This window comes from Paenisporosarcina antarctica, from assembly GCF_004367585.1.
In the GTDB taxonomy this organism is placed as follows: Bacteria; Bacillota; Bacilli; order Bacillales_A; family Planococcaceae; genus Paenisporosarcina; species Paenisporosarcina antarctica.
In genome coordinates, this window is sequence record NZ_CP038015.1 from 825,206 (window position 1) to 837,500 (window position 12,295).

The following is a 12,295-nucleotide window of genomic DNA, read 5'->3' on the forward strand; positions in this document are numbered from 1 at the left end:
AAATGGATAACCTTTTTTCGTATAAAAGAAGTAGGACTTATAAAAAAACTATTGCAATTATAATTATTATTTGTATAATAAGAAACATATAGAATGTTCTGAAATAATAATTGGTTACGTAAGAGGAGGATCATCATGAGAAAACGTAAAGCGATTCTTCAAGTAAAAGGTTTGCAAACAACCTTTTTCACAGATGACGGTGAGATTCCTGCAGTAGATAATATTGACTTTACTGTACACGAAGGAGAAGTTCTAGGAATCGTTGGTGAATCTGGTTGTGGAAAAAGTGTTACATCTTTATCCATAATGGGTCTAGTACCAAGCCCGCCAGGAAAAATCACAGGTGGCGAAATTCTGTTCGAAGATAAAGATTTATCTAAACTAAGTGATAAAGAGATGCGTAAAGTAAGAGGAAACGATGTGGCTATGATTTTTCAAGAGCCAATGACATCATTAAATCCTTTGTTTACAATTGGCAGTCAATTGATGGAAGCAATTGTTATCCATAAAAAGGATTGGTCGAAAAAGCAATCGAGAAATCGAGCAATTGAAATGTTGACATTAGTAGGACTTCCTCGTGCTGACGAAATGATGAAAGAATATCCTCATCAATTATCAGGCGGGATGAGACAACGTGTCATGATTGCAATGGCACTTGTGTGTGATCCAAAAGTTTTAATTGCAGATGAACCTACAACAGCTCTTGATGTAACGATTCAAGCTCAAATTTTAGCATTAATGAAAGATTTAAATGATCGTTTAAATACAGCTGTTCTTTTGATCACACATGACCTTGGTGTTGTGGCACAAATTTGTGAAAGAGTAGTCGTCATGTATGCAGGGAAAATTGTTGAAGAAGGCCCAGTACAAACAATTTTCGAAAACCCTCAACATCCATATACAAAAGGATTGCTACAATCTGTACCGGATATGCGTTTTAAAAAAGATCGACTGTATTCGATTCCGGGTAGCGTACCAAAACCAGGTTCTATTAAAACTGGTTGTCGTTTTGCTGCACGTTGTGAATTTGCATTTGATAAATGTTTAACAGAGAATCCAGAGTTATATCAAACGTCATCTGTACAAAAGACAAGATGCTTCTTGTACGAAGATCAGGAGGTGTCCGATCGTGATAGAACCCTTGTTGAAAGTTGAAGGACTAAAAAAATATTTTCCGATTCGAAAAGGCATACTTAGTCGAGTTTCTGGACATGTGAAAGCTGTTGACGATGTCTCTTTTTATGTAAATAAAGGTGAAACATTGGGGATTGTTGGTGAATCTGGATGCGGAAAATCTACAACTGGTCGTATGCTTATGAGATTGCTAGAACCGACTGAAGGACAAGTCGTATTCGATGGTAAAGACCTTACAAGTATTTCTAATGACGATATGCGTAAAGCACGTCGTGAAATTCAAATGGTCTTTCAAGATCCATATGCTTCTCTAAATCCTCGACATACAATTGAAAAGATATTAGAAGAACCTTTAATTGTACACGGGATTGGTGATTCGAAATCGAGAAAAAAGAAAGTCCATGAGTTTTTAGAAATTGTTGGACTAAGTAGCTATCATGCAAAACGCTACCCTCACCAATTTAGTGGTGGGCAACGACAGCGTATAGGAATTGCAAGAGCACTTATGACAAATCCTAAACTCATTATCGCAGATGAGCCCGTTTCAGCACTAGACGTTTCTATTCAGGCTCAAGTGTTAAATCTAATGCAAGATTTGCAAAAAGAATTTGATCTTACGTATATATTTATTGCGCATGATTTAGGTGTAGTGCGTCATATAAGTGACCGAGTTGGGGTTATGTATCTTGGTAAAATAGTCGAGCTTGCGGAAAGTGAGATGCTGTATGGTAAGCCTCTCCACCCCTATACACAGGCTTTATTGTCTGCTGTTCCGGTTCCAGACCCGAACTTTGTAAGAGAACAAATCTTGATTACAGGGGATATTCCAAGCCCTGCAAATCCACCTTCTGGGTGTACATTCCACACGCGCTGTCCGTACAAAATGGATGTGTGTACAAAAATTGTTCCAAAGTTAGAAGAAGTTGAACCAGGTCATTCTGTTGCCTGTCATCTTTATGGTGATAAAGTGCAACATTGATAAAAAATAGTAGGAGGGGTCAATTTGAATAAAAAGAAATTATGGTTACTTGCTGTTTTAGTTATGTTAGTGTTCTCTACGATCCTAGCAGCTTGTTCATCTGATTCATCAGATGGCAATAAAGACGGAGAAGACAAAGACGGAGAAAGTTCAGAGCCAAAGATCTTAGTATTTGGTCGTGGTGGAGACTCTGTATCTCTAGACCCAGCAAGAGCAACTGATGGAGAGTCATTTAAAGTAACACAAAACTTGTTTGAAACCTTACTAAACTTTGGTGAGCAAGATACAACAATTAACGAAGGTCTTGCAACAAAATGGGAACCGTCTGAAGACGGACTTACTTACACATTCACATTACGTGAAGGTGTGAAATTCCATGATGGAACTGACTTTAATGCAGAAGCAGTAGTGAAAAACTTCGAACGTTGGAGCGGTGGAACTGAAGACCAATTCCCATACTACGCTTCTATGTTTGGCGGTTTTAAAGACGATGAATCCCATGTTATCAAGTCTGTAACAGCAGAAGGGGATTATACAGTTATTTTCGAGTTGAAACGACCACAATCTCCATTCTTGAAAAACATTGCAATGAGCCCGTTCGCAATTGCAAGCCCAAAAGCATTTGAGGAGTCTGGCGATAAGTTTGGAGATAATCCAGTAGGTACAGGTCCATTCACATTTGTTGACTGGAAGAAAAATGATTCAATTACTATTGATAAAAACGCGGAATATTGGGATCAAGAATTACCAAAATTAGATAAAGTTATTTTCCGTGCAATTCCTGATAACTCAGCTCGTTTGAATGCTTTATCTACAGGTGAAATTGATTTAGCTGATGGAGTAAATCCAACAGACAGTAAAACAGTAACAGATAATGCTGATTTACAATTATATGAACGTCCATCAATGAATGTAGGGTACTTAGGTTTAACGAATACACGCCCTCCGTTTGATGATGTTAAAGTTCGACAAGCTGTGAACCACGCAATTGATAAACAGTCAATCATCGATGCTTTCTTTAATGGTGGAGCTGAAATTGCTAAGAACCCAATGCCACCATCAATCAGTGGCTACAACGATGATATTGCAGGATATGAATATGATCCTGAAAAAGCAAAAGCACTTCTTAAAGAAGCTGGTCTAGAAGATGGCTTTGAAATGGAACTATGGGCAATGCCAGTTCCAAGACCATACATGCCTGATGGCACTAAAGTGGCAGAAGTTATTCAAAAAAACCTAGCTGACATTGGTATTAAAGCAAAAATCGTTTCTTATGAATGGGCAACATATTTAGAGAAAACTAAAAATGGTGAAGCAGATGCCTTTATGTTAGGTTGGACTGGCGATAATGGTGATGCCGATAACTTCCTTTACACTTTGCTTGATAAAGACAATATCGGAAGCAATAACTATGCTTACTACAGCAATGACGAAGTACACGATATCTTAATTGATGCACAATCAGAGGTTGATGAAGACAAGCGAAATGAACTTTACGCTCAAGCGCAAGAAATCATTTTCGAAGAAGCACCTTGGGTACCGCTTGCACACTCTACACCACTACTTGCTGGTAAAGCGAATTTGGTAGACTTTACACCACATCCAACAGGATCTGATAGATTAAATAAAGTAGACTTCAAGTAAAAAACAGACTGATGGAGAGAGGTCTTCAAGATTTCTCTCCATTTTTTAAATTAATGAAATTAAGGAATAGCGATAATAGCTTACATTTATTATGACTAGGCAGGCTGCACATCAGCTTCAGTTTTCAAGTGGAATCACGTTTTCCGTTTCAAATCTTACTGCGTTAGTGTATCCCAAAAAGCTCGCTACGCATTTCTTATATACTGCATCAGATGGAGAGGTGAAGAAAATGCTTCACTATATCGGAAAAAGACTATGGCAATTAATACCAGTATTATTAGGCATGACATTTGTTGTTTTCATGATTATTCGTGCGATTCCGGGTGATCCAGCTCAAGTCATTTTAGGACAACAAGCATCAGAATCAGCTATTCTTGCACTTCGAACAAAACTCGGATTAGATAACCCTTGGTATATTCAATACTTTGATTACTTAATGGGCCTTTTTAAAGGCGATCTTGGTGAATCAATGCGTACAATGAATCCTGTCTCTGATGAAATTTGGGGATATTTAGCAGCTACTTTTGAATTATCTTTATTTGCTATATTAATAGCCATTATTGTAGGGGTAAATGCAGGTATCATTTCTGCATGGTTTCAAAATTCATGGTTTGATTATACGGCTATGATTTTAGCATTAGTGGGTGTATCTATGCCTATCTTCTGGTTAGGATTAATGCTTCAATACATTTTTGGTATTGAACTAGGCATCCTTCCAACGACAGGTCGTGAAGAAGTGCGAACCCCTGTAGAATCAATAACTAACTTATACGTTCTCGATACCATTATGCAAGGTAGATTTGATCAACTTAGTACGGTATTAAAACATCTAGTATTGCCTGGGATTGCACTCGCAACTATACCGATGGCAATCATTGCACGTATGACGCGTTCTAGTATGCTTGAAGTTATGCGTTCAGATTACGTTCGTACAGCTCGAGCGAAGGGACAAAAAATGTTTTGGGTAGTCTACAAACATGCATTGAAAAATGCTATCATTCCTGTGTTAACAATAATCGGTCTTCAAATGGGTATGCTTCTTGGAGGCGCGATTCTAACAGAAACAATCTTTGGGTGGCCAGGAGTAGGACGTTACATATATGAGGCTATTAACTTCCGTGATTATCCTGTTATTCAATCTGGAATTCTAGTAGTAGCATTCATTTTCGTGATGATTAACTTAGTTATTGATGTGCTGTACAGCTTAATTGATCCACGAATTAAATATGATTAAGAAGGAGGAATCTCAACATGTCCAAATTGGCGCCTAAAAAACCAGATGTAGCTCCACAAACAGATAAAGTAGCAGGCCCTTGGCACGAAGCGTGGCGAGGCTTTAAGAAAAGTAAAGTAGCCGTTGTGGGAGCTGGGATTGTTCTATTCTTTATCATCGTGGCATTCATTGGGCCTTGGATAGCACCGCAAGGCATTAACGAACAATTGTTATCAAATCGTTTACTAAAACCATCTAGTGCCCATTGGTTAGGAACAGACGACTTTGGTCGAGATATTTTATCTCGTATTATTCATGGAGCTCGTATTTCATTATGGGTTGGATTCTTTTCAGTTATCGGATCATTGGTGTTTGGTAGTATTCTAGGGATTGTTGCAGGATATTATGGCAAATGGGTAGATACTATCATTTCGCGTATTTTTGATATTATGCTCGCTTTCCCAAGTATTTTACTAGCTATCGCAGTTGTTTCGGTATTAGGACCATCTCTACAAAATGCTTTAATTGCTATTGCGATTATTAACATACCTAACTTCGGTCGCCTAATACGATCTAAAGTTTTGAGCATAAAAGAAGAAGAATATATTACATCAGCAAAAGCTATCGGTATGAAAGATATTCGGATTTTGTTCTCTCATATCTTGCCAAACTCTATGTCCCCTGTAATTGTGCAAGGTACACTTGCCATTGCAACAGCAATTATTGAAGCGGCTGCACTTGGATTCCTAGGGCTCGGTGCACAAGCACCAACACCTGAATGGGGAAAAATGCTAGCAGATGCCCGAGTGAATTTCATAAACGCACCGTGGACGATGATTTTCCCGGGGCTTGCAATCATGGTAACGGTATTAGGCTTTAACTTAATGGGAGACGGTTTGCGGGATGCTCTAGATCCTCGAATGAAGAGTTAGTAAAAAGAAGCCACCTTTTAAAGGTGGTTTCTTTTTTACTAGTTGTTTGAGGAGTATTCTTGTTTCGCGTTATATTTGAAAAACAAAAAACAGTCATCTCGACGAAGAGCTGACTGTTTTTTGATTTTATAATTCGTCTTCAAGTTTAACTGTTATTTCCTCACCATGATAATTTTGGTGAGAGATAATGAGAGTATCCAAGTGCTCTAGTTGTTCTTCATAATCTAGTACTGCTGACAGCAAGTGCAATAAATGATAAGAGGAAAAGACTTCTTCTTCTTTCGAAAGTGCTATTTCTCTCGCAAAAATCTCCATCACTTCATGACGTTGAAGCATCTCTTCACTCCCCATCCAGATGGAGTGTTCAGATTTTAATTTCCCTGTATATTTTAAATGGATTTGTTCGTGATAGGTTAATAAAAAGTCTAGGCGTTCCTGTATCATCATGCGAAAATGCTCGGGAATATTGGCTAATTCATTTTCATGAATATGAAGACGTTTTAAGACGTCCCAGCCCTTATTTGCGGCAGAAATCATTTGACGATACACTACAAGTTTACGGGCTTTTGAGTGTTTTTCATTACGAAAATAGCTACGTTCTTCTTTATAAAATAAGTAAAACTGATCAACTTTTATTAATTGTTCTCGCAACTTGTCGAGAGATTGTTTCGTTGCGGTATGTTCAGAAGCTTGGCGCTTCGCTAAACGCGTCCATCGAATCAATTCATCAGTAGTCTTATGAATTGATTGAAATAACTTAGTCTCATATTTCGGTGGCATAAACACTAAGTTAACAACAAATGCAGCTAATACTCCTACTACAATAGTAACAACTCGAATAAGGGCGAATGTTAAAAAGTCATCATTTTGTACTTCCATAATTGCAATAATCGTTACGAGTGCAAGCGAAATTGATTTTTCTAACTTTAATTTCAACATAATGGCAATTGTAATAACAGCAGCTAAACCAACCGCTACATAGTGATGGCCAAATATGAGAGCGAAAACAACCGCTACGCTTGCTCCGATTAAATTTGATTGAATTTGTTCAATAATATATAAATAGGAGCGATAAATGGACGGTTGAATGGCAAATATCGCTGCTATTCCTGCAAAGATGGGAGACGGTAAATTCAGTAAATCAGCCATGAATAGCGCAAAAACGATTGCGACACCCGTTTTAACGATTCGTGCACCAAATTTCATATATGATGTATTTCCTTTCTTGTTTACAAGCTTTTGTTACTTTACAGCAGGACGGGCTTGTAGGTCAACCTGAACTTACGTAAGTTGTGAAAATGCTTGATTTACGGCAATGAGTGATTGCTTAACATCCTCTTCAGTGTGAGCGGTTGTCAAGAACCAAGCCTCATATTTAGATGGTGCTAGATTGATACCTTGATTTAACATTAGTTTAAAGAATCGACCAAAAATCTCGCCATCCGTTGCTTCAGCTTGATCAAAATTTTCAACCTTCACATCTGTGAAGTAAATTGTTAATGCTCCCTTTAAACGATTTATCGTAATTGTCACGTTATGCTCAGTAGCAGCTTTTAAAATACCTACTTCTAAAAGAGCACCTAAACGATCTAACTCTTCATAAACACCTGCTTGCTTTAGTATTTCTAAACAGGCAATTCCTGATAATATAGACGCCGGATTTCCAGCCATAGTTCCCGCTTGATAAGCAGGTCCTAGTGGTGCAACTTGTTCCATAATTTCTTTACGTCCTCCGTAAGCCCCGATTGGCAAACCTCCACCAATGATTTTACCTAATGCTGTTAAATCAGGCGTTAAACCAAGCAAATCTTGAGCACCACCGTAATGGAAACGGAAGGCTGTAATTACTTCGTCGTATACAATGAGGGCACCTTTTTGTTTCGCTATTTCATGAACGAGTGGTAAGAAGCCTTTTTTTGGTTCAACAATTCCAAAATTCCCAACGATGGGTTCTACTAAAATACATGCAATTTCATTTCCCCATTTATCCATGGCTTCTTCATAAGCCTCAGGGTCGTTAAACGGAATGGTAATAACTTCTTTTGCAATTGATTTTGGGACACCTGCTGAGTCTGGAATACCAAGTGTTGCTGGACCTGATCCAGCAGCAACAAGTACTAAATCTGAATGACCATGGTAACATCCTGCGAACTTCATGATTTTCGTGCGTCCTGTGTATGCGCGTGATACTCGAATTACCGTCATAACAGCTTCAGTTCCAGAATTCACAAAACGAACCTTATCCATTCCTGGAATGGCTTCTTTCAGCATTTTGGCAAACTTAACTTCATGAGGGGTTGGGGTTCCATATAGTAAGCCATTTTCAGCAGCTTTTGTTATGGCTTTAGTAATGTGGGGATGTGCGTGACCTGTAATGATAGGACCGTAGGCGGCGAGGTAGTCAATATATTTGTTGCCATCTACATCCCAAAAATATGCTCCTTGTGCTCTTTCCATGACTGTTGGAGAACCACCACCTACTGCTTTGTATGATCGTGAAGGGCTGTTAACGCCACCAACAATGTGTTTTAATGCTTCTTCATGAATCGCATCAGAATTTGTTCTCTTCATATATATATCCTCCGTTCGTTTACTTCCATTCTTAATAATAGACAAAAATGAACTAGAACGCCAAGAAAATTGAAAGATTAGCCAATCTTCTGTACGATTAAACAAATAGTTATATGGAGGGATTGTTCATGACAACAACACTTGAAGGTTTACAAGCACCTGGTTTCATATTGGAAAATGAAAAAGGTGAAAAGGTTTCACTACACGATTACACTGGAAAAGAATATGTCCTTCTTTATTTTTACCCGAAAGATGCAACGCCAGGTTGTACGACTGAAGCGTGTGATTTTAGAGATGCATATGAATCTTTTCATGATTTAAATGCGGTCATTTTAGGTGTAAGTCCAGATGGAGAAAAAGCCCACACTAAGTTTATTGAAAAACATGGTCTGCCTTTTTCATTACTAATTGACGAAGATCATGCAGTTTCTGAAGCTTATGGTGTATGGAAGCTTAAAAAAATGTATGGTAAAGAATATATGGGAATTGAGCGCTCAACATTTTTAATTGACCCATCAGGAACTGTTGTGAAGGAGTGGAGAAAAGTCAAAGTAAAGGGACATGTAGAAGATGCACTCGTATCTTTGCGCAAATTAGTAACTTCAAATGACTAATGTATTATTTACTTTCACTGTTAAAGACCACTTAATAAAACAATTACAAAACGAATTTCCTGATGTTGAATTTACTTTTTCTTCAATTAAAGATATCGATGCACTAGAACAAGCTGAAATCATCATGACGTATGGTGAAGATATCTCAATAGAAACACTGAAACAAGCCTCAGCATTGAAATGGCTTATGGTTGCTTCAGCGGGATTAGAAAAACTGCCATTACGTGAAATAGCAGAGCGTGACATTTTAATTACAAATGTCAAAGGAATACACAAAACTCCTATGGCAGAATCAGTCATGGCACATTTATTATCGATTAAACGCGCGCTACCGTGGATGTATTTACAACAAGATAAGAGTGAATGGAGGAAGCGCTCCGGATCAAGTGAGCTATATGGGAGTAAAGCCTTAGTGATCGGACCAGGTGCAATAGGTAGTGAAATTGGACGTTTATTGCAAGCATTCAAGGTAACAACAACTGGTTGTAATCGTTCTGGCAACCATGCATTACATATGGATCACATGATTTCATTCGACCAATTAAATGACGTACTACCAACAGTTGATATTGTCATTTCAGTATTGCCAAGCACTCCAGAAACACGCGGACTGCTTACATATGAACATTTCGTTTTGATGAAAAAGGATGCCATCTTCATGAACTTTGGTCGTGGGGATTTAGTAAAAGAAGAACAACTAGTTAAGGCGATGCAAGAACGTCAAATTGCTTTCGCAGTATTAGATGTTTTTGAAAAAGAACCGCTTGGTAAAAATCATCCTCTATGGACAATGGAAGGGGTTATTGTTTCACCTCATGTTTCAAGTCATTCTTCTGAGTATGTTTCACGAGCATTAAACATTTTCATAGAAAACTTACATCAATGGAATAAAGAAGGATCAGATTATAAAAATATTATAGATTCAGAAAAGGGGTATTAATATGAAAATTTATACAAAAACGGGCGACAAAGGTACAACTTCACTTATCTATGGAACACGAGTTGCAAAAAATGATGCACTTGTCGAGGCGTATGGTACATGTGACGAAGCAAACTCTATGATTGGACTTGCGATGAGTTATATCCAACACGAATTTTTTGAAGAACAAGAAGAAGTACAAAAAGCTTTCCATCAAATACAAACCACACTCTTTCATGTAGGAGCTGAACTAGCAACACCAAAAGGTAAAGAAGTGAAATGGAAGTTAGAAGAAAGTGAAATAATGAAGTTAGAAGCGTTGATTGACGAATGGGACGCAAACTTACCGGCTTTGACAAACTTTATTTTACCAAGCGGTCATCCTGCAGGAGCTGTTCTTCATGTCGCACGTACAATAGTTCGTCGTGCAGAGCGTGGGGCTGTAAGTATTGGTAAGGATGTATCTCCACTCGTTTTAGCTTATTTAAATCGATTATCAGATTTCTTGTTTGTCGCAGCTCGCTTCATTAATCTACGTCTTGGACAAAGAGAAAAGGGTTTACATGCTGAGTAATCCCTTGATATAAAGGGGTTATGGTTGACTTTCACCTCACTTTTTCCTTATACTAATTATAACGATTATAAAATAAGAATATTTATGAAGTGAGGTGCATGGCGATGACTGAAGTGCATTTGCGTGACGCATTGGATACTTTGAAATCTACAGGAGTTCGAATTACACCACAGCGTCATGCAATTTTAGAATTTCTCATCCAATCAATGATTCATCCAACAGCAGATGAAATATATAGAGCACTTGAAGATAAGTTTCCAAATATGAGCGTCGCTACTGTCTATAATAATCTCCGTGTATTTAGAGAATCGGGATTAGTTAAAGAATTAACTTTTGGCGATTCATCTAGCCGGTTTGATTTCGTGACAATTGAACATTACCATATTATTTGTGATTCATGCGGTAAAATTGTAGATTTTCATTACCCTGGTTTAGATGAAGTTGAACAATTAGCTTCTCACTTAACTGGATTCCAAGTGAATTCACACCGCTTGGAAATTTATGGTTCATGTCCAACTTGTATATCACAAGCTACAAAAATGCAATAATTGAAAAGAGCATACGTGCTCTTTTTATTTTGCGCAAAAAAAGCTAACATTCTATATAGAATGTTAGCTCAATCTACTATGATTTTTTACGATTTAGCGCTTGATCAAATTCTTGTCCCTCTAAAGTAGGGTCTAGAGTAAGAGGTTCTCTGCAATACATACACATATCAACACGACCTAATACTTTCGTATGTTTTCCACAGTTTGGACAAACGACTTGAGCTGCTTTAGTAGATAACATACCAATCCAAGCGTAAACGCCTGTACTACCTAAAATAGCAATGAGCCCTAAAAACATAAATATTGTCATGACTATTTGATTTTCACGGAAGAAGATTCCGATGTACATAATGACAAATCCGATGAATATTAATGATAATGCAAATGAACGAATCCGATTTATTTTGTTTTTATAAGGTTTCATATTGTGTTCCTCCTTAACCATGATTACTATACCATAATTGGCATTGTAAATCGCTTGAAGGAATTTAACAATCTTTGTCGAAAAAAGTACATATAACATTTCTTATTAATTTATAGGGGGGACTACCGTTGGAACAAATTCTACGTCCTATTTATCAGGAAAGAGCGAGTCATCCAAATACGCTCGGCGTCATTTTAATTGAGAAGAGAGAGAAAGTTAGCCAAGTAACAGATACATTCGATACCATACTTCTAATTTTAACAAAAGACTCAAATCAACCTGTTTTTACTAAACACTATACATTTAATGATAAAAAAGCTGCAATGCACATTGTTTCGGAAAAACAATTACGTAAATGGTTACTACTCGGCACAAACCGAAAAATCGTGGATTGGATTTTTTATGGACGTGTCATGTTTGATCGAAACGAATTTGTTCACGAATTAAAAACGGAACTTAAAGATTTTCCATTTTACGGACGTAAAATTAAAATGGGGATTGAGTTTTCAAAACTTATACGTCGTTATTTAGAAGGAAAAGTGTTCTTTGAACAAAAAAACTATATGGATGCTTACAATCACATAGTGGATTCATTACATCATCTTGCTCGCTTAGCTGTTTTTGAAAACGGTATGCATTCGGAAGTAACGGTCTGGTCACAAGTCAAAATAATAGAACCTGCCATTTATAAACTTTACGAAGAATTACTATCAAGTGATGAACCAATTGATAAAAGATTAGAG

Annotated in this window: 13 protein-coding genes (1 of these 13 only partly in view); 10 read left to right on the forward strand and 3 right to left on the reverse strand. The window is 37.4% G+C overall.

Annotation, left to right across the window (positions count from 1 at the left end; all coding sequences use genetic code 11):
* Positions 1-135: 135 nt before the first annotated feature.
* The 5 genes from E2636_RS04055 (at position 136) to E2636_RS04075 (ending at position 5,902) form a co-directional block, all read left to right on the forward strand.
* The gene (locus E2636_RS04055; RefSeq protein WP_134209104.1) at positions 136-1,155 is read left to right on the forward strand and encodes an ABC transporter ATP-binding protein; all 1,020 of its coding nucleotides are present in this window, start codon (positions 136-138) and stop codon (positions 1,153-1,155) included.
* On the forward strand, positions 1,130-2,113 hold the full coding sequence (locus E2636_RS04060) for an ABC transporter ATP-binding protein (RefSeq protein WP_134209105.1): 984 nt from the start codon (positions 1,130-1,132) through the stop codon (positions 2,111-2,113). The genes E2636_RS04055 and E2636_RS04060 overlap by 26 nt, the downstream gene beginning before the upstream one ends.
* A 24-nt stretch (positions 2,114-2,137) precedes the next feature.
* Positions 2,138-3,757 (forward strand): ABC transporter substrate-binding protein, encoded by a 1,620-nt coding sequence (locus E2636_RS04065; protein ID WP_134209106.1) that lies wholly within the window; start codon positions 2,138-2,140, stop codon positions 3,755-3,757.
* A gap of 229 nt (positions 3,758-3,986) precedes the next feature.
* On the forward strand, positions 3,987-4,991 hold the full coding sequence (locus E2636_RS04070; protein WP_134209107.1) for an ABC transporter permease: 1,005 nt from the start codon (positions 3,987-3,989) through the stop codon (positions 4,989-4,991).
* A gap of 17 nt (positions 4,992-5,008) precedes the next feature.
* Positions 5,009-5,902 (forward strand): ABC transporter permease, encoded by an 894-nt coding sequence (locus E2636_RS04075; protein WP_134209108.1) that lies wholly within the window; start codon positions 5,009-5,011, stop codon positions 5,900-5,902.
* A 126-nt stretch (positions 5,903-6,028) separates the two neighbouring features.
* Here the strand turns inward: E2636_RS04075 and E2636_RS04080 are convergent, their stop codons facing one another.
* Both E2636_RS04080 and E2636_RS04085 read right to left on the reverse strand, forming a co-directional pair.
* The gene (locus tag E2636_RS04080) at positions 6,029-7,108 is read right to left on the reverse strand and encodes an FUSC family protein (protein ID WP_134209109.1); all 1,080 of its coding nucleotides are present in this window, start codon (positions 7,106-7,108) and stop codon (positions 6,029-6,031) included.
* Positions 7,109-7,183: 75 nt separating this feature from the next.
* On the reverse strand, positions 7,184-8,473 hold the full coding sequence (locus E2636_RS04085; RefSeq protein WP_134209110.1) for a glutamate-1-semialdehyde 2,1-aminomutase: 1,290 nt from the start codon (positions 8,471-8,473) through the stop codon (positions 7,184-7,186).
* A gap of 128 nt (positions 8,474-8,601) precedes the next feature.
* Between E2636_RS04085 and bcp the strand changes: the two genes are divergently transcribed.
* From bcp to perR, 4 genes are all read left to right on the forward strand, one after another.
* Positions 8,602-9,087 carry a thioredoxin-dependent thiol peroxidase gene (bcp, locus tag E2636_RS04090; RefSeq protein ID WP_134209111.1) on the forward strand — a complete coding sequence of 162 codons (486 nt, stop codon included), beginning with the start codon at positions 8,602-8,604 and terminating at the stop codon, positions 9,085-9,087.
* Positions 9,080-10,027, forward strand: coding sequence for a D-2-hydroxyacid dehydrogenase (locus E2636_RS04095; RefSeq protein WP_134209112.1), 948 nt, complete (start codon positions 9,080-9,082; stop codon positions 10,025-10,027). The genes bcp and E2636_RS04095 overlap by 8 nt, the downstream gene beginning before the upstream one ends.
* Before the next feature lies 1 nt (position 10,028).
* A complete protein-coding gene (locus E2636_RS04100; protein ID WP_134209113.1) occupies positions 10,029-10,580 on the forward strand; it encodes a cob(I)yrinic acid a,c-diamide adenosyltransferase in 552 nt (183 codons plus the stop codon).
* 104 nt (positions 10,581-10,684) lie between these two features.
* Positions 10,685-11,128, forward strand: a complete 444-nt coding sequence (gene perR, locus E2636_RS04105) for a peroxide-responsive transcriptional repressor PerR (protein ID WP_017382114.1) — start codon at positions 10,685-10,687, stop codon at positions 11,126-11,128.
* Between the two features lie 76 nt (positions 11,129-11,204).
* Here perR and E2636_RS04110 read toward each other — a convergent pair whose 3' ends face one another.
* Positions 11,205-11,552: a YgzB family protein gene (locus E2636_RS04110; RefSeq protein ID WP_017382113.1), complete on the reverse strand. Its 348-nt coding sequence runs from the start codon at positions 11,550-11,552 to the stop codon at positions 11,205-11,207.
* A 128-nt stretch (positions 11,553-11,680) separates the two neighbouring features.
* On the opposite strand from E2636_RS04110, the gene E2636_RS04115 reads away from it, so the two are divergent.
* Positions 11,681-12,295, forward strand: the 5' portion of a protein-coding gene (locus tag E2636_RS04115) for a nucleotidyltransferase-like protein (RefSeq protein ID WP_134209114.1). Its footprint extends 276 nt past the window's final position; the window shows 615 of its 891 coding nt (coding positions 1-615); it begins with the start codon at positions 11,681-11,683; its stop codon lies off the right edge, out of view.

Coding starts and splice junctions, on each gene's coding strand:
- E2636_RS04085 (WP_134209110.1), bottom strand. CDS start 8,473: ATGAAGAGAACAAATTCTGATGCGATTCATGAAGAAGCATTAAAACAC.
- E2636_RS04055 (WP_134209104.1), top strand. CDS start 136: ATGAGAAAACGTAAAGCGATTCTTCAAGTAAAAGGTTTGCAAACAACC.
- E2636_RS04070 (WP_134209107.1), top strand. CDS start 3,987: ATGCTTCACTATATCGGAAAAAGACTATGGCAATTAATACCAGTATTA.
- E2636_RS04075 (WP_134209108.1), top strand. CDS start 5,009: ATGTCCAAATTGGCGCCTAAAAAACCAGATGTAGCTCCACAAACAGAT.
- perR (WP_017382114.1), top strand. CDS start 10,685: ATGACTGAAGTGCATTTGCGTGACGCATTGGATACTTTGAAATCTACA.
- E2636_RS04110 (WP_017382113.1), bottom strand. CDS start 11,552: ATGAAACCTTATAAAAACAAAATAAATCGGATTCGTTCATTTGCATTA.
- E2636_RS04080 (WP_134209109.1), bottom strand. CDS start 7,108: ATGAAATTTGGTGCACGAATCGTTAAAACGGGTGTCGCAATCGTTTTT.
- bcp (WP_134209111.1), top strand. CDS start 8,602: ATGACAACAACACTTGAAGGTTTACAAGCACCTGGTTTCATATTGGAA.
- E2636_RS04095 (WP_134209112.1), top strand. CDS start 9,080: ATGACTAATGTATTATTTACTTTCACTGTTAAAGACCACTTAATAAAA.
- E2636_RS04100 (WP_134209113.1), top strand. CDS start 10,029: ATGAAAATTTATACAAAAACGGGCGACAAAGGTACAACTTCACTTATC.